Genomic DNA, 18017 nt, shown 5'->3' on the forward strand with positions numbered 1-18017 from the left:
GTAGATATTTCTTAGGTAAATACATCCAGTTTTCTAATTGATAAATTGCCGGTAACGCCAATGCAACAAATTATAAAGTGATATTAACCTTGCTGTAACAAAATTACAGAATGGGTGTTTTTTTTCTTTTTTTATGCAATTGAGTGGTCGGATGAGTGGTAAAGTTTCAACCAATGCGGTAAAATTTTGCTCAGTTTCCAATTTGTTTATTTTACTTTCAACGCCAAGCGGTAATAGGCCTGCGGTTAATAGGGTTAGCTGTTACACAACGGCGTTTTAAAGGAGGATTATTATGTCCATTTACAACGCATACCCATTACATCAAGTGATCTTGCGTCGCGTCGCAGTGATTCTTATGGGGTTATTGGCGCTGCCGGTCATGCTATTTCGCAAAGACCGCGCCCGCTTTTATAGCTATCTGCACCGTGTCTGGGTGAAAACCAGTGATAAACCGGTGTGGTTGGAACAGTCAGAAACAGCACCGCAATATTTTTACTGAGATAAACTATCAGGTTTACGGCGGTAAATTGCAGTAAAGTGAAAGGCCCATGAGTGAATGCTCATGGGCCTTTTTATTGATTGATGGAGAATGAAATGCCACAAAGTCATCAGGTAACACCGAGTCTGGAATATTGCCATGCGCGCGATGATCTTGATGCTCTCTGTGCAGCAGGTATCACCCGAGGCCAATTGATGGCGTTTCATAGCCGCTATAAATTAGTGTTGCTGGCACATTCGCAACCGGAATACCGTGAAATTGGGCCTTTTATTGCCTCAATGGATAAATGGTCATCACTGATTGAATTTACCGCTGAGTATCGCCAGCGTTTGCTGCAGCTACTCTCTCATTCTCCATCTGTGGCGAACCATACCAATGTACTCATGCATGTGCAGGGTTATTTCCGTCCTTATCTCACCTCTACTCAGCGTCAGGCGCTAGCGCAACTGATTGACCAATATCGCTTAGGTGAGTTGCCACTTAGTGCACCGATCGCTCAGATAACTGCTTATATGGTTGAATTTCCCAATGATTATCTGGCCGGGCAGCACTATTTCAATTTTTACTCAGAGTAAGGATAAGGCATGGCAACGCATCTGGTCTGGTTTCGAAATGACCTACGTATCACGGATAATTTGGCGCTGCATACAGCGTGTCAGGACCCACAAGCGACTGTGATTGCAGTGTTTATTGCCACGCCAGCACAATGGGCGGCGCATGATATGGCTCCACGACAAGCCGCTTTTTTGCTGCAAAACCTGCAATTGCTACAGGAGGCGCTCACTGCGCGGGCGATCCCGCTGCATTATCATCAGTGTGATGACTTTAACGATTCGATTGTCTGGTTGGATGATTTTTGTCAGCAGCAGCAAGTGGATGCACTGTTTTATAACCACCAGTATGAGTTGAATGAACGGATGCGCGATGAAGCATTGATGACAAAACTGAGTCATCGTGCGATTGCCTGTCATGGTTTTCATGACAGTGTGTTATTACCGCCGGGCAGTGTCCTGACGGGTAATAATGAAATGTATAAAGTGTTTACTCCGTTTCGCCGTGCTTTTATCCAGCGCTTAATGATGAGTGATTGCCGCAGTGTTCCCGCACCGAAAGCTCGCACCACCGCAGCGGTGATCCCCTCGCAGCCCTTGGCTCCGTTCGATTACCCGCAACAACCGGTTGATAACTCGCTATTTCCGGCGGGTGAAGAGGCGGCATTACAGCGTTTGCGCAGTTTTTGTCGCGAGGATGTTCAGGATTATCAACAGCAACGTGATTTTCCCGCTGTGGCGGGCACCAGTTGCCTGTCACCTTATCTTGCGCTGGGAATACTTTCACCTCGTCAATGTGTTAATCGCCTGCGTGCAGAATGTCCGGAAGTGTTGGAAAATGTCGATGGCGGGGCTTTTATCTGGCTTAATGAATTGATCTGGCGTGAATTTTATCGCCATTTATTGGTGGCTTATCCACGGTTATGCCAGCATCATCCCTTTATTGATTGGACTGATGCAGTACTATGGAATCACTCCCCGCAGCAATTAATCGCCTGGCAACAGGGGCGAACCGGTTATCCTATTGTCGATGCGGCCATGCGGCAGTTAAATGAAACCGGCTGGATGCATAACCGCCTGCGCATGATCAGCGCCAGTTTTCTGGTTAAAGATTTGCTCATCGACTGGCGACAAGGCGAGCGCTATTTTATGTCGCAACTCTTGGACGGTGATTTGGCGGCGAATAATGGCGGCTGGCAGTGGGCAGCATCAACCGGCACCGATGCCGCACCCTATTTTCGTATTTTCAATCCCACCACGCAGGGTGAGCGCTTTGATAAAGACGGCGTGTTTATTCGCCGCTGGTTGCCTGAACTGGCGGCGGTGCCAGACAGTGATATCCATCAGCCATGGCGTTGGGCTGAGCGACAACAACAACCATTGGATTACCCACCACCGCTGGTGGACCACAAGCAAGCCAGATTGGCAACACTCGCGGCAATTGAAGCCGCTAAGCGGGATGGCAGCAAGGATCCCTAATAACAAGGAGCCTTCATGTTTTTGACCTATATTTCGACTCAACCGGCATCGGCAGTCAATAAAACCAGCAGTCATAAGCGCCGTAACCGGTTGTTTAACGCCGGGTTGGTTCTCTCTTTTAGCCTTTATAGCAGCCTGGCTGCGGCAGGGTTTGAAGTGGTGGCACTTGGCGTGGACGGTGGCGTCAGTGACGGCAACCTGACCTCTTACCTGATACGCGATGATAGCCAGCCCGTGTATTTGGCGCTGGATGCCGGATCGGTGCTGCCGGGGATAGCCAAAGCATTGGCGAAAGGTAATTTCTCAGATATTACGGATGAAATGGCTGCACCGTTGACTCGGCAGGGCTACATTTTCCGTCAGCGCATTAACAGCTATTTCATCAGCCATGCCCATCTTGATCATGTCTCTGGGCTGATTATCGGCTCGCCGGAAGACAGCAAAAAAACTATTTATGCATCAGCTGATACTATCGATGTGCTGAGAAATTACTATTTTAACTGGCGCGTCTGGCCCAATTTTACGGACAGTGGCAGTGGCACGCGTTTGGGGACTTACCGGTTGCAACTGGTGCGTCCGGCTCAATCATTAAGCCTGGGACTGACTCATTTAACCGGCGAAATGTATCCCTTAAGTCATGACAAATCACCTTCTTCAATGTTGCTTATCACCAGCAATAATGCGGCTTTCGCCTATTTTGGTGATACAGGTCCGGATGAGATAGAAAAGTCGAAAAATCTGGACACGATCTGGCGTAAATTGGCAGAAAAGGTCAAACAGCAGCAGTTGAAAGGGATGATTATTGAAGTTTCTTATCCGAACGAAGTGGATGATGGCAAGTTGTATGGCCACATGACTCCCAAGTGGTTGCTGAAGGAATTGAAAAATCTTGAGAAATATAGCGGTGAAGGGCAGCCATTAAAGGGCTTACCGGTGGTCATCAGCCATATCAAACCCTCATTCCAGCAGGGTCAGGATGTGCGGAAACTCATCGCAACTGAACTAGAGCAAGGTAATGATATGGGCGCTAACTTTATCCTAATGGATCAAGGTGATAGCCAAAAATTCTAATTATCGTTTATTTTGCTAAAATGAGCTTAACGCACACTAAATAGTGAGACTGACAAAATGCGCAATACCGTACTGGAAGCTCTACTCAATAAGCAACTTGACACTACGGCTTTTCAGGATTATGCACCTAATGGCTTGCAGGTTGAGGGGCGTGAGGAGGTCCGGCGCATAGTGACTGGCGTCACCGCCAGTCAGGCATTGCTGGATGCGGCGGTTGGGCAACAGGCCGATGCTATCTTGGTGCATCACGGCTATTTCTGGAAAAATGAACCGGTAGCTGTGCGGGGAATGAAACGTAACCGGCTGAAAACGTTACTGACCAACGATATCAATCTGTATGGCTACCATTTGCCGTTAGATGCGCATCCAGAATTGGGTAATAACGCGCAATTGGCGAAGTTACTGGGGATTCGGGTGCTGGGGGAAATTGAATCCCTATTACCCTATGGTGAATTTGATACGCCATTAAACGCAGTCATTTTACGTGAACGGCTGGAAAAGCTACTGGAACGCCCGGTGTTACATTGTGGTGATCGCGCACCAGCGGATGTGCGCCGTATTGCCTGGTGTACCGGGGGCGGGCAAGGATATATTCAGCAAGCGGCTGAATTTGGTGTTGATGCATTCATCACTGGCGAGGTTTCTGAGCAGACAATTCATATTGCCCGTGAGATGGGGGTGAATTTTTATGCGGCAGGGCACCATGCCACGGAGCGTTATGGTATTAAAGCATTGGGTGAGTGGCTCGCGAACCATCATCAGCTTGACGTTATCTTTATCGATATCCCTAATCCAGCCTGACCCAATGTGACATTATGCACCGGTAATCAGTATCGGTGCATAACCTGCCGCTGATTTTTCCTCGTTAAAGCATCATTAAACCATACGTAAAACAAGGTCTTGTTCTTCTGCCGGCTATTTAAAATCATCATCTGGCCGTGGATGGGGGATAAAACGGTGGTTTTTAAGAATATCTTCTCGCTCTACTCTGATTCTAAATAAGAAAAAATCGTATCTATCCTCCTGTTATAGTGAAAAAACTATAAAAAGAAGTATTTGTAGGGATTAATATTGGCCTTTTCATCAGGTTTAGTGATTGCTCACAGCTATTAGATAATTCAGTTCTATTGACAGCGGCCAGACGCTAACGCATAAATATAAACTTATAACGAGTATTTATATAAAAAATGAAAGCTAGAAATTAATCAGGGGGACGGGAGTGCAACGAGCGCGATGCTATTTACTGGGAGAAAGTGCGGTGGTTCTGGAGCTGGAGCCGCCGGTTACATTAGCAAGTCAGCAACGGATTTGGGGGTTAGCTGATCGTCTGATTCATCATCCCGATGTACTTGAAGCCATCCCCGGAATGAATAACCTGACGCTATTGCTGACAGATCCACACCATACCGCATTGGATGCTATCGAACGGCTGCAACGTTGGTGGGAAGAGAGTGAGTCATTAGTACCTGAATCGCGCGATGTCACCATTCCGGTGATTTATGGCGGTGAAGCCGGGCCAGATTTGGCAGAGGTGGCGCGTCATACCGGTATGACTGAACGTCAGGTGGTTGAGTGTCACGCAGGGGTGAGTTATATCGTCTATTTCCTTGGCTTCCAGCCGGGTTTTTCCTATCTGGGGGGCATGCCGGAGCAACTGGCAACACCACGACGCGCGGAGCCACGTCTGGTTGTGCCCGCCGGTTCTGTCGGGATTGGGGGCAGCCAAACCGGTATCTATCCGCTGGCAACGCCGGGTGGCTGGCAATTGATTGGCCGCACATCACTGGCATTGTTTAATCCATTAGAGATGCCGCCAACCTTGTTGCGTCCTGGTGATAATGTGCGCTTCTTGCCTTTAAAGGAGGGCGTATGCTGAAGATTATTCGTTCAGGGATTTATACCACGGTGCAAGACAGTGGCCGTGGCGGTTTTCGTCGCTTAGGCATTAGTCAGGGCGGGGCTCTCGATTTACCGGCGCTGAGTATGGCGAATATGCTGGTGGGCAATGAGGCGGGTGCCGCTGGGCTAGAAATTACATTGGGCCAATTTACTGCCGAGTTTACCCGACCGGGCTGGATTGCAGTAACGGGCGCGGGTTGTGAAGCCATGTTGGGTGATCAATTGCTCTGGACGGGATGGCGTTATCCGGTCAAGCCGGGCCAGCAGTTAAAACTCAGTGTGCCACATCATGGTATGCGCAGTTATCTGGCAATTTCTGGCGGTATTGATGTGCCGGAAATGCTGGGGTCACGCAGCACAGATTTAAAAGCAGGCTTTGGTGGTTATCAGGGGCGGCTTATTAAAGAGGGTGACTGCTTGCCATTGGGTAAACCGACACGTTTACCGCGTGAATCTGTTGGTGTTAAACAACTGCTATTTGGTAACCGCGTGCGTGCCGTACCGGGGCCGGAATATCATGAATTTGACCCTGTTTCACAGGGCGCTTTTTGGCGTGAAGCCTGGCAACTCAGCCCGCAAAGTAACCGGATGGGGTATCGCCTGACCGGGCGCGGATTAACGCGCACCACTTCTCGCGAGATGCTATCCCACGGCTTATTGCCCGGAGTGGTGCAAGTGCCGCATAACGGCCAGCCCATTGTGCTGATGGCAGACGCACAAACTACTGGCGGTTACCCGCGAATTGCCTGCGTGATTGAAGCTGATCTCTACCATTTGGCGCAACTTCGCCTCGGAGAATCGGTGCATTTTGTGCCCTGTACTGTAGAAGAAGCACTTCGTGCCAAGTCAGAACAACAACATTTCTTGCAGCAGATTGAATGGGGCTTACAGTCAGGATTCGATACTGTGGAGGCCACATGAAGGTTGATTTAAACGCAGATTTAGGTGAAGGCTGTGCTAATGACCAGGCGCTGCTGCAATTGGTCAGTTCAGCTAATATTGCTTGTGGTTTTCATGCCGGTGACGCGCAAACCATGCGCCAGTCGGTGCGCTGGGCCATTGAGTATGGCGTGGCGATTGGCGCACACCCGAGCTTTCCGGATCGCGAAAACTTTGGCCGCACGGCCATGCAGTTACCCCCTGAGACAGTCTACGCCCAAGTGGTTTACCAACTCGGTGCGCTAGCCGCCATCGTGAAAGCCGAAGGGGGAATCATGCAGCATGTGAAACCTCACGGCATGTTGTACAACCAGGCGGCACTCGACCCGCTGCTGGCTGATGCTATCGCTCAAGCGGTCAAGGCTGTCGACCCGACATTACGGTTGGTGGGGTTGGCGGGAAGCGAATTGATTCGTGCGGGTGAACGGGCGGGTTTGGTGACGCGTCAGGAAGTGTTTGCCGATCGCCGTTATCAATCCGATGGCACGCTGGTACCGCGTAGTCAGCCCGATGCGTTAATTGAAAGTGACGACTTGGCTTTGTCACAAACCTTAGCCATGGTGCAACGTCATCAGGTGCAGGCGCGTGATGGCAGTTGGGTGCCAGTGCAGGCGGACACGGTTTGTGTGCATGGTGATGGTGCGCATGCTTTGAATTTTGCCCGCCGTTTACGTGACAGTTTTCAGCAGGAAAATATCATCGTCACCGCGCAATAACTGGGTAGTAAAAACCATAACCGCCTGGCCCGGGTGGAATAGCATCATAAGTTAGATACTAATAAACCTATTTTAGGACAGGAGAAGCACCTTGGAACAAACGGTAAACCTTTGGCCGCTGATTGGGATCGCGGCGATTGTAATAGGATTTTTACTGCGCATAAACGCAGTTTTGGTGGTGATTAGCGCCGGGATCATCACAGGTGTGGCGGCACTGATGCCAATAGCCACTATTTTAGAAAAACTGGGTGAGGGCTTTTTGAACACCCGTAATTTGCCCTTGATTCTGTTACTGCCACTGGCGGTTATTGGCTTACTTGAACGCCATGGTTTGAAAGAACGGGCGCAGGCGTGGATTTCGCAAATTAAAAGTGCCACTTCTGGCCGCTTATTGATCGTGTATCTGTTTGTTCGTGAAGCCACCGCAGCACTGGGGTTAACCAGCCTTGGTGGTCATGCGCAGATGGTTCGGCCGCTATTGGCCCCGATGGCTGAAGGTGCGGCAAAGACGCGTTATGGTGAGTTGCCGGAGAAAGTGCGTTATCGCCTGCGCGCCATGTCAGCGGCAACCGATAACGTTGGCCTGTTCTTTGGTGAAGATATTTTTGTCGCTTTTGGTGCCATCATTTTTATGCATAACTTTATGTTGGAGTCCGGTGGTATCCAAACCGAGCCGCTGCATATTGCGTTGTGGGGGATTCCGACGGCTATCTGTGCCTTCCTTATCCATGCCTATCGTTTGCAACGTTTAGATAAACATCTCGCCGCTGAATTAACCGCGCTGAATCAGTCTGCCCTGGCAACTAAGGGAGACGCCAAATGATTTTCCAACAACAATATCTATATTGGCTGGCTGGCGCAGTATTACTGATAGTTGCCGTCATGTCATTTCGCGATAAAGCTAACCCGCGCCGTATCACCACCGGGCTGTTTTGGGGGTTGTATGGGCTGATTTTCCTGGTGGGAGATTGGACTTACCGCCTGGCAAACACCCTGGCGGGTGAGGGGCCAGATGAAAAGCGGGTCCTGAATATTACTGTCGGCGTGGTGGTGGTTATCATGGCGCTAATTGCCGGTTTTGGCGGGGTAAAACTGGGTAGCTATCACCAGCGCACCGAGCAAGAACGTGAAATGAGCGCCAGGCGCCTCGGTAACCGGTTATTCCTGCCGGCACTGACCATTCCGGTTGTCACTGTTATCGGCGTGCTACTGTTTAATAATATTCCAGCTCTGGATCTGTGGTTATTTGGTGCGGGTAACCATGCCACTTTGGTGACGTTATTCTCGATGACAGTCGGTTGTGTCCTCGGCTTGCTGATTGCGGTACTTATGACCCGTGAAACTGCCGCTCAGCCGGTGCAGGAAGCACGGCGTTTATTGGATTCTATCGGCTGGGCATTTATCTTGCCGCAGATTCTGGCGACACTTGGTCTGTTGTTTACCACGGCGGGTGTCGGGACGGCGATTGCCCATCTGACGCAGGAATATCTGGCGGTAGATCATCGCTTTATTGCCGTGGCAGTCTATGCTATTGGCATGGCGGTACTCACCATGATTATGGGGAATGCCTTTGCAGCTTTCCCTATTGTCACTGCTGGTATTGGTATCCCTATTTTAGTGTTGCAGCATGGCGGTAACCCGGCAGTGATGGCCGCTATCGGCATGTTCTCTGGTTACTGCGGCACCCTGATGACCCCAATGGCTGCCAACTTTAACATTGTTCCTGCTGCATTATTGGAGCTGCCGGATAAAAATGCGGTGATCAAAGCTCAGATCCCAACTGGGGTCACTCTTCTGATTGTTAACGTATTTTTACTGTATTTCCTGATGTTCCTCTAGGAGAGGCGATGAGACGAGTATTAATTACCGGGTTTGAGCCATTTGGTGGCGAAGCTGTGAATCCTTCTTGGGAAGTGGTTAGTCAACTGAATGATTTAATGTTGGGTGGCGTCAGAGTGGTCGCGCGTCAGTTGCCATGCGCTTTTGGTGAGGCACTAACCGTACTCAATGCTGCAATAGATGATATTCAGCCCGTATTGGTGTTGGCCGTTGGTCAGGCTGGTGGGCGCGCTGATATCACCATCGAGCGGGTTGCGATTAATATTGATGATGCCCGCATTGCGGATAATCTTGGCAAACAGCCGGTCGACCAGCCGATAGTTGAAAATGGCCCAGCGGCTTATTTTACCCGTTTACCGATCAAAGCCATGGTGCAGGGGATTCGTGACGCAGGTATTCCGGCCTCGGTGTCCCAGACTGCTGGCACCTATGTCTGTAACCACGTCATGTATGGGTTATTGCATCGACTGAATCAGACGAATAATGAGATTAAGGGCGGTTTTATTCATATCCCTTATTTACCTGAGCAGGCGGTCAATCATCCTGGTGCGCCAAGTATGTCAGCACAATCGGTAGTGATAGCGCTGGAGTTGGCTATTTCTATTGCATTACAGGTTGATCATGATTTGCATATTGCAGGTGGCGCAATCCACTGATTCCACTATAAAAAACGCCACCGTCTAAGGTGGCGTTTCTTGATTAAACAGACAAGTAAATCTGCTTACTTCTTCAACTGGCTCTTGAAGTCACGTTCGGCGTAACCGGTGTAAAGCTGACGCGGACGGGCGATTTTGATGCCGTCATCGTGCATTTCATTCCAGTGAGCAATCCAGCCGATGGTACGGGCGATAGCAAAGATTACGGTGAACATGGAAGACGGAATACCCAACGCTTTCAAGATGATACCTGAGTAGAAATCGACGTTTGGATACAGTTTTCTCTCGATGAAGTACGGGTCGTTCAGCGCAATATGCTCTAACTCCATCGCCACTTCCAGCAAGTTATCGTTCAGGTTCAGCTCTTTCAACACTTCATGGCAGGTTTCACGCATGACAGTCGCGCGCGGGTCATGATTTTTATACACACGATGACCGAAGCCCATCAGGCGGAATGAGTCATTTTTATCTTTGGCACGTTTGATAAATTCTGGAATGTGTTCAACGCTTTTGATTTCTTCCAGCATTTTCAGGCAGGCTTCGTTCGCACCGCCGTGAGCTGGCCCCCACAGAGAAGCGATCCCCGCAGCAATACAGGCAAACGGGTTAGCACCCGATGAGCCGGCAGTACGTACGGTAGAGGTTGATGCGTTCTGTTCGTGGTCGGCATGCAGGATGAAAATACGATCCATCGCGCGTTCCAACACCGGGTTAACTTCATATTCTTCGCATGGGGTAGAGAACATCATGCGCAGGAAGTTACCGGCATAGGACAGGTCGTTGCGTGGATAAACAAACGGCTGGCCGATGGAGTATTTGTAGCACATTGCGGCGACTGTCGGCATTTTTGACAGCAGACGGAAGGCGGTAATTTCACGATGCCGCTCATTGTTAACATCCAGCGCATCATGGTAGAAAGCGGCCAGTGCGCCTGTCACACCGCAGAGTACGGCCATAGGGTGTGAGTCGCGGCGGAACCCGCGGAACAGACTGGTTATCTGCTCGTGGATCATGGTATGGCGGGTGACTGTTGCTTTGAAGGTTTCATACTCTTCTGCGGTGGGGGTTTCGCCGTATAGCAGGATGTAGCAAACTTCCAGATAAGTGGAATTTTTTGCTAATTGATCAATCGGATAGCCACGATGCAGTAATATCCCTTCATCACCGTCAATAAAGGTAATTTTTGATTCGCAGGATGCGGTAGAGGTGAACCCAGGGTCATAGGTAAAATACCCTTTAGAACCTAAGGTACGGATGTCAATCACATCGGTGCCTAGAGTTGGGGATAGCACGCCCAGTTCGATCGCAGCTTCGCCTTCCAGATTCAGCGTCGCATTTTTGTTAGCCATTTACAGTCTCCTTAGCGCTTATTTTAAAACCCCTAACAACTGAAATGTCTTAGATGCCCCTGGGGTCATCTCCTCATCAGCACTGCTCTGTTTTATTCACTATAAAAACATGATTTAGGGTACAGAGTGTCTCGCCAATGCGGCCAACAATCCGTGGGGTTGGATTGATGGCGACGTTACAAAGTTGTTAACGATTTGTCGGATACTTATCGTTTATGGTTCATTGCCTACGATATCTATGGGGATATTCACTCACTACACTGTTGCATAACTTAAGCTTATGGGGAAGTGTATCCGCAGACCTTTAGTGCATCATAGGGCTTATTTCTACCCTAGTTGTAATGGAAATGTTTATTCTTTGTCAAATCAGATAATTAATTTTATATAAATTGTGTAAATCGTGATCCTAATCACTGTTCAGGGGAAATGTTACCAATCAGTTTGTGTGGGAATTGTAATAAGAATGTGAACCACCTATACTGCCGCCAGGTCTCCGGATTACCCTGAAGTAGGAGCACCCAGCGTTATACAGAACACGCCATTTAAGCATTCAGGATGTTATGTCTAAATGTGCGATGTGAAGGGTTTCGGCTCTTAACGCTGTCTGATCCATGCCCAGGCCCGGAGGAAGGAAAATAATAAGAGCTGTGTGGGCAAAACCGTGAAAAAACAAAGACCTGTCAATTTGGATCTGCAAACGATTCGATTTCCTGTTACTGCGATAGCGTCCATTTTACACCGAGTCTCTGGCGTAATGACTTTCGTTGCCGTTGGTATCCTCCTTTGGCTGTTAGGTTTGTCTGTATCCTCGCAAGAAGGGTTCATGCAAGCCGCGGCTGTCATGAATAGCTTTTTTGTTAAATTCATCTTCTGGGGAATACTCACGGCACTGGCTTATCACGTTTGCGGTGGCATCCGTCACTTGCTTATGGATTTTGGCTATGTCGAAGAGAGCTTGGCTGCGGGGACCCGCTCCGCCCAAGTCGTCATGGTGTTAACCTTGGTGCTGTCAGTTTTAGCTGGAGTCCTTGTATGGTAAGCAATGCTTCTGCGTTAGGGCGTAATGGAGTACACGACTGGCTGTTACTGCGTGCTTCTGCAATCGTCATCACTCTATATATTCTTTATATTCTGGGCTTCGTTGTTATTGTCCCAGACATCACCTATGAAATCTGGCGTGGCTTCTTTGCTTCGCACATCACAAAAGTATTTACCCTGCTGACATTGCTGTCGATTCTGGCTCACGCCTGGATTGGTCTGTGGCAGGTATTAACGGACTATATCAAGCCGCTAGCGGTTCGACTGGTGTTACAACTGGCCGTCGTGATTACGCTGCTGGTCTACCTATTATATGGAACAATTGTGGTGTGGGGTGCTTAAATGAAACTGCCGGTCAGAGAGTTTGATGCTGTTGTTGTTGGTGCGGGTGGCGCAGGTATGCGCGCGGCACTGCAAATTTCACAAATGGGGCTGTCTTGCGCCCTGATATCCAAAGTATTCCCAACCCGTTCCCATACTGTATCTGCGCAGGGTGGTATTACTGTCGCACTGGGTAATACCCATGAAGATAACTGGGAATGGCATATGTATGACACGGTAAAGGGTTCCGATTATATCGGTGACCAGGATGCCATCGAATATATGTGTAAAACAGGCCCTGAAGCGGTGCTTGAATTGGAACACATGGGGTTACCGTTCTCCCGTTTAGAAGATGGCAGCATTTATCAGCGGCCATTCGGTGGGCAGTCGCTCAACTTTGGTGGTGAGCAAGCGGCGCGTACCGCGGCTGCGGCTGACCGTACCGGTCATGCACTGTTACACACCCTTTATCAGCAAAACCTGAAAAACCACACCACTATATTCTCTGAGTGGTATGCACTGGATTTAGTGAAGAATCAGGATGGCGCTTTTGTGGGCTGTACGGCTATCTGCATTGAAACCGGTGAAGTGGTCTATTTCAAAGCGCGGGCCACCGTGCTGGCCACCGGCGGTGCCGGCCGTATTTACCAATCAACAACCAATGCGCACATTAATACCGGTGACGGTGTTGGCATGGCCTTACGTGCCGGTGTACCGGTGCAGGACATGGAAATGTGGCAGTTCCACCCGACAGGTATTGCCGGGGCGGGCGTGTTGGTTACCGAGGGTTGCCGTGGTGAAGGCGGGTACCTGCTGAATAAACACGGCGAGCGCTTTATGGAACGCTATGCACCGAACGCCAAAGATTTGGCCGGTCGTGATGTGGTTGCGCGTTCTATTATGATTGAAATCCGTGAAGGCCGTGGTTGTGATGGCCCTTGGGGCCCGCATGCCAAACTGAAATTGGATCACTTGGGTAAAGATGTGCTGGAATCCCGTCTGCCGGGCATCCTTGAGTTATCTCGTACCTTCGCACACGTTGACCCTATTAAAGAACCTATCCCGGTCATCCCAACTTGCCATTATATGATGGGCGGAATTCCGACCAAAGTGACCGGTCAGGCCATCACAGTAAATGAAAAGGGTGAGGATGTTGTCATCCCTGGTCTGTTTGCTGTGGGTGAAATTGCCTGTGTTTCCGTCCACGGTGCCAACCGTTTGGGGGGTAACTCATTGCTGGACTTGGTGGTCTTTGGTCGCGCAGCCGGTATGCATCTGCAAGAGTCTTTGATGGAGCAGGGCGCTAGTCGCGATGCCAGTGATTCTGATATTGAAGCATCACTGGATCGAATGAACCGCTGGAATAACACCCGCTCAGGTGAAGATCCGGTTGAGATCCGCAAAGCATTACAATCCTGCATGCAGCATAACTTCTCGGTATTCCGTGAAGGTGATGCGATGGCTAAAGGATTGGAAGAGCTAAAAACTATCCGCGAACGTCTGCAAAATGCCCGTCTGGATGACACTTCTGGCGAGTTCAATACCCAGCGTATTGAGTGTCTGGAGTTGGATAACCTGATGGAAACTGCGTTTTCCACTGCCGTGTCAGCAAACTTCCGTACCGAAAGCCGTGGCGCGCATAGCCGCTTCGATTTCCCGGAACGTGATGATGCCAACTGGTTGTGCCATTCGCTCTATTTGCCAGGCACTGAAAGCATGACCCGCCGTGAGGTAAACATGCAACCTAAGCTACGCGCGGCATTCCCGCCGAAAGTGCGTTCTTATTAATGCATGTGTCGTGTTGATAGGGTTAAACCTAACCCGCTGCGGAGGAAAAGGTCATGAAACTTGAGTTCTCAATTTATCGCTATAACCCGGACGTCGATAACGCGCCGCATATGCAGGATTACACGTTAGAAGCGGAAGAAGGCCGGGATATGATGTTGCTGGATGCACTTATCCAGTTAAAAGAAAAAGATCCGACGTTATCGTTTCGCCGCTCATGCCGTGAAGGGGTTTGTGGCTCCGACGGTTTGAATATGAATGGCAAAAATGGGTTGGCTTGTATTACGCCGGTTTCAGCTTTGCAAAAAGGCAATAAAAAGATTGTGATTCGCCCATTGCCGGGCTTACCGGTGGTGCGGGATTTAGTGGTCGATATGGGGCAGTTTTATACTCAGTACGAGAAAATTAAACCTTACCTGTTGAATGACGGCAAAAATCCGCCAGCACGCGAGCATTTGCAATCGCCAGAACAACGCGAAAAATTGGATGGCCTGTATGAATGCATCCTGTGCGCTTGTTGTTCCACATCTTGCCCGTCATTCTGGTGGAATCCGGATAAATTTGTGGGGCCGGCAGGGTTACTGGCTGCCTATCGCTTCCTGATAGATAGCCGTGATACGGAAACAACAGCACGTTTGGATGATCTGGACGACGCTTTTAGTGTTTTCCGCTGCCATAGCATCATGAATTGTGTCAGTGTTTGTCCTAAAGGCCTTAACCCGACCAAAGCAATCGGCCACATTAAGTCGATGTTGTTACAGCGTAGTGCATGATAAGCGCTTCACAACGGATCATAGTTGCAACATAGTGCATGATGTGAGTTTATTAACCTGGGGAATGTTTCCCCCAGGTTGCTTAAAGGTAGGGAATCTCTAAAAACCGGCAAGTTGTCCGTTTTTAGAGGTTCCTTGAACGGGACCGTTAAGGTCCATAACAGAACGTGCATTGAGCACGTCGAGTGAACCGTTTTTACGGCAAACCGTTGATATTACGGTGTATATGTTAACCACGGCGAAAACTGAAGCTTCAAAGCTTAAGGGATCATGATGCAGAACGGCGCAATGAAGGCCTGGCTGGATTCCTCCTATCTGGCGGGCGCGAACCAGTCCTACATAGAGCAGCTCTATGAAGACTTTTTAACCGATCCTGGTTCCGTTGATGATAGTTGGCGTTCAATTTTTCTACAACTACCGACAACGGGTGTAAAACCTGATCAGTTCCACTCTCAAACACGCGAGTATTTCCGTCGCCTGGCGAAGGATCCCTCTCGTTATAACTCATCCATCAGCGATCCTGAAAATGATGCCAAGCAAGTTAAGGTGTTGCAGTTAATCAACGCCTTCCGCTTCCGCGGCCATCAACATGCCAACCTTGACCCACTCGGTTTGTGGAAGCAGGAGTCTGTTCCAGACCTTGACCCTGCCTATCACCATCTGACTGAAGCCGATTTCCAGAACACCTTCAATGTTGGTTCTTTTGCTATTGGCAAAGAAACCATGAAGTTGTCTGAGCTATATGCAGCCCTGAAACAGACCTACTGTGGTTCGATTGGCGCTGAATATATGCACATCACCAACACCGAAGAAAAACGTTGGCTTCAGCAGCGTATTGAGTCGGTAGTTGGGAAACCCACTTTCAGCGATGAAGAGAAGCGCCGCTTCCTGAGCGAACTGACTGCCGCTGAAGGTTTGGAGCGTTATTTAGGGGCTAAATTCCCTGGTGCCAAGCGTTTCTCACTGGAGGGCGGCGATTCGCTGGTCACCATGTTGAAAGAAATGATTCGCCATGCCGGTAAAAATGGCACACGTGAAGTGGTTCTGGGTATGGCGCACCGTGGCCGCCTGAACGTATTGATAAACGTGTTGGGTAAGAAACCGGAAGATTTGTTCGATGAATTTGCCGGTAAGCATAAAGAGCATTTGGGTACCGGTGACGTTAAATATCACCAAGGTTTCTCTTCTGATGTAGAAACCGAAGGCGGCCTGGTTCACCTGGCGTTAGCCTTTAACCCATCGCATCTGGAAATTGTTAGCCCGGTGGTTATCGGTTCTGTGCGAGCACGCCGTGACCGTCTGGATGAAGCGCGCAGCAATATGGTACTGCCAATCACCATTCATGGTGATGCGGCGATCGCCGGGCAGGGCGTAGTGCAAGAGACGTTGAACATGTCTCAAGCCCGTGGTTATGAAGTGGGCGGGACAGTGCGTATTGTTATCAACAACCAGATTGGTTTCACCACCTCGAACCCACTGGATGCGCGCTCTACCCAATACTGTACTGATATTGCCAAAATGGTACAGGCGCCTATTTTCCACGTGAATGCTGATGATCCTGAAGCTGTGGCGTTTGTAACCCGTCTGGCGTTGGATTTCCGTAACACCTTTAAACGTGACGTGATGATCGATCTGGTTTGCTACCGTCGCCATGGGCATAACGAAGCCGATGAGCCAAGTGCAACACAGCCAGTGATGTATCAGAAGATCAAAAAACACCCGACGCCGCGCAAGATCTATGCTGACAAGCTGACCGAGCAAAATATCGCCAGCCTGGAAGATGCCACGGAAATGGTCAACCTGTATCGCGATGCATTGGATCGCGGTGACTGTGTGGTGGAAGAGTGGCGTCCGATGAATCTGCAATCCTTCACCTGGTCACCGTATCTGAACCATGAATGGGATGAAGAATATCCAAGCAAAGTTGATATGAAACGCCTGCAAGACTTGGCGCGCCGTATCAGCCACGCGCCTGATGCTATTGAAATGCAATCCCGTGTTGCCAAGATCTATAGCGATCGTGCCTTGATGGCAAATGGCGAGAAACCATTTGACTGGGGCGGAGCTGAGACACTGGCTTATGCCACTCTGGTCGATGAAGGAATCCCCATCCGCCTATCGGGTGAAGATGCCGGGCGCGGGACTTTCTTCCATCGTCATGCTGTGATTCATAACCAGAAAAATGGCTCTGTTTATGTGCCACTGGCAAATATTCACAGCGGGCAGGGCGATTTCCAGGTATGGGACTCGGTATTGTCGGAAGAAGCTGTTTTGGCCTTTGAATATGGTTACGCTACCGCAGAACCGCGCACTCTGACTATCTGGGAAGCGCAGTTTGGTGACTTTGCCAACGGTGCTCAAGTGGTTATCGACCAATTCATCAGCTCCGGCGAGCAGAAATGGGGCCGCATGTGTGGTCTGGTTATGCTGTTACCGCATGGTTATGAAGGTCAAGGCCCAGAACACTCCTCCGCTCGGTTGGAGCGCTATCTGCAACTTTGTGCTGAACAAAACATGCAGGTGTGTATTCCGTCAACGCCAGCACAGGTTTACCACATGATTCGCCGTCAGGCATTACGTGGTATGCGCCGTCCACTGGTGGTGATGTCACCTAAGTCATTGTTGCGTCATCCATTAGCAGTATCGTCACTGGATGAATTGGCCAATGGCAGCTTCTTACCAGCCATTGGTGAAATTGATGAGCTGGACCCGAAAGGCGTCAAACGTGTCGTGATGTGTTCAGGCAAAGTTTACTATGATCTGCTGGAACAACGCCGCAAAAACGGGCAAACCGATGTCGCCATCGTGCGTATCGAGCAGCTTTATCCATTCCCACACCAAGCGGTACAAGCGGTGTTGGAACAATTTGCACATGTCCATGATTTCGTTTGGTGTCAGGAAGAGCCGCTCAACCAGGGTGCCTGGTATTGCAGCCAACACAACTTCCGCGAAGTGATTCCATTTGGTGCTTCCTTGCGTTACGCAGGCCGCCCAGCCTCAGCTTCACCGGCAGTGGGATACATTTCCGTACACCAGAAACAACAACAAGCTCTGGTTAATGACGCGCTGACTGTTGAATAGCGACCGGTTAACACATAAAGG

General features: G+C 49.7%; 17 protein-coding genes. 16 read left to right on the top strand and 1 reads right to left on the bottom strand.

All coding sequences use genetic code 11. The annotated features are described in order from the left end of the window. The first annotated feature begins 292 nt into the window (after positions 1 to 292). From HU019_RS01135 to pcp, 11 genes are all read left to right on the top strand, one after another. Positions 293 to 499 carry a YbfA family protein gene (locus HU019_RS01135; RefSeq protein ID WP_174849783.1) on the top strand — a complete coding sequence of 69 codons (207 nt, stop codon included), beginning with the start codon at positions 293 to 295 and terminating at the stop codon, positions 497 to 499. Positions 500 to 594: 95 nt separating this feature from the next. Continuing rightward, positions 595 to 1074, top strand: coding sequence for a YbgA family protein (locus HU019_RS01140; RefSeq protein ID WP_174849784.1), 480 nt, complete (start codon positions 595 to 597; stop codon positions 1072 to 1074). A 9-nt stretch (positions 1075 to 1083) separates the two neighbouring features. After that, the gene (gene phrB, locus HU019_RS01145) at positions 1084 to 2529 is read left to right on the top strand and encodes a deoxyribodipyrimidine photo-lyase (RefSeq protein ID WP_174849785.1); all 1446 of its coding nucleotides are present in this window, start codon (positions 1084 to 1086) and stop codon (positions 2527 to 2529) included. Positions 2530 to 2544: 15 nt separating this feature from the next. Then, positions 2545 to 3600 (top strand): MBL fold metallo-hydrolase, encoded by a 1056-nt coding sequence (locus tag HU019_RS01150; protein ID WP_174849786.1) that lies wholly within the window; start codon positions 2545 to 2547, stop codon positions 3598 to 3600. Between the two features lie 57 nt (positions 3601 to 3657). After that, complete coding sequence (locus HU019_RS01155) at positions 3658 to 4401, top strand: type 2 GTP cyclohydrolase I (protein WP_174849787.1); 744 nt, start codon at positions 3658 to 3660, stop codon at positions 4399 to 4401. Positions 4402 to 4819: 418 nt separating this feature from the next. Next, positions 4820 to 5476, top strand: a complete 657-nt coding sequence (gene pxpB / locus HU019_RS01160; RefSeq protein ID WP_174849788.1) for a 5-oxoprolinase subunit PxpB — start codon at positions 4820 to 4822, stop codon at positions 5474 to 5476. Further along, positions 5470 to 6420, top strand: coding sequence for a 5-oxoprolinase subunit PxpC (gene pxpC / locus HU019_RS01165; protein WP_174849789.1), 951 nt, complete (start codon positions 5470 to 5472; stop codon positions 6418 to 6420). The genes pxpB and pxpC overlap by 7 nt, the downstream gene beginning before the upstream one ends. Continuing rightward, a complete protein-coding gene (gene pxpA, locus HU019_RS01170) occupies positions 6417 to 7154 on the top strand; it encodes a 5-oxoprolinase subunit PxpA (protein WP_174849790.1) in 738 nt (245 codons plus the stop codon). Before pxpC ends, pxpA begins: the two co-directional genes overlap by 4 nt. Before the next feature lie 91 nt (positions 7155 to 7245). Further along, the gene (locus HU019_RS01175) at positions 7246 to 7977 is read left to right on the top strand and encodes a DUF969 domain-containing protein (protein ID WP_174849791.1); all 732 of its coding nucleotides are present in this window, start codon (positions 7246 to 7248) and stop codon (positions 7975 to 7977) included. Further along, complete coding sequence (locus HU019_RS01180; protein WP_050077785.1) at positions 7974 to 8993, top strand: DUF979 domain-containing protein; 1020 nt, start codon at positions 7974 to 7976, stop codon at positions 8991 to 8993. Before HU019_RS01175 ends, HU019_RS01180 begins: the two co-directional genes overlap by 4 nt. A gap of 8 nt (positions 8994 to 9001) precedes the next feature. Beyond that, entirely contained in the window at positions 9002 to 9649 is a 648-nt protein-coding gene (pcp, locus tag HU019_RS01185; RefSeq protein WP_174849792.1) for a pyroglutamyl-peptidase I, read from the top strand. A 65-nt stretch (positions 9650 to 9714) separates the two neighbouring features. On the opposite strand, the gene HU019_RS01190 is transcribed toward pcp, so the two are convergent. Next, positions 9715 to 10998, bottom strand: coding sequence for a citrate synthase (locus HU019_RS01190; protein ID WP_174849793.1), 1284 nt, complete (start codon positions 10996 to 10998; stop codon positions 9715 to 9717). 649 nt (positions 10999 to 11647) lie between these two features. Here HU019_RS01190 and sdhC point away from each other — a divergent pair. The 5 genes from sdhC to sucA all read left to right on the top strand — a co-directional run bounded on the left by sdhC (position 11648) and on the right by sucA (position 17996). Then, positions 11648 to 12037: a succinate dehydrogenase cytochrome b556 subunit gene (gene sdhC, locus HU019_RS01195; RefSeq protein WP_005165474.1), complete on the top strand. Its 390-nt coding sequence runs from the start codon at positions 11648 to 11650 to the stop codon at positions 12035 to 12037. Further along, positions 12031 to 12378: a succinate dehydrogenase membrane anchor subunit gene (sdhD, locus tag HU019_RS01200; protein ID WP_004700691.1), complete on the top strand. Its 348-nt coding sequence runs from the start codon at positions 12031 to 12033 to the stop codon at positions 12376 to 12378. Before sdhC ends, sdhD begins: the two co-directional genes overlap by 7 nt. Beyond that, positions 12379 to 14145 (top strand): succinate dehydrogenase flavoprotein subunit, encoded by a 1767-nt coding sequence (gene sdhA, locus HU019_RS01205; protein WP_174849794.1) that lies wholly within the window; start codon positions 12379 to 12381, stop codon positions 14143 to 14145. A gap of 53 nt (positions 14146 to 14198) precedes the next feature. Continuing rightward, positions 14199 to 14915, top strand: coding sequence for a succinate dehydrogenase iron-sulfur subunit (locus HU019_RS01210; protein WP_005165479.1), 717 nt, complete (start codon positions 14199 to 14201; stop codon positions 14913 to 14915). A 273-nt stretch (positions 14916 to 15188) separates the two neighbouring features. Further along, positions 15189 to 17996, top strand: a complete 2808-nt coding sequence (gene sucA, locus HU019_RS01215) for a 2-oxoglutarate dehydrogenase E1 component (protein WP_174849802.1) — start codon at positions 15189 to 15191, stop codon at positions 17994 to 17996. Positions 17997 to 18017: the final 21 nt, after the last annotated feature.

This window comes from Yersinia artesiana (genome assembly GCF_902726545.1).
In the GTDB taxonomy this organism is placed as follows: Bacteria; Pseudomonadota; Gammaproteobacteria; order Enterobacterales; family Enterobacteriaceae; genus Yersinia; species Yersinia artesiana.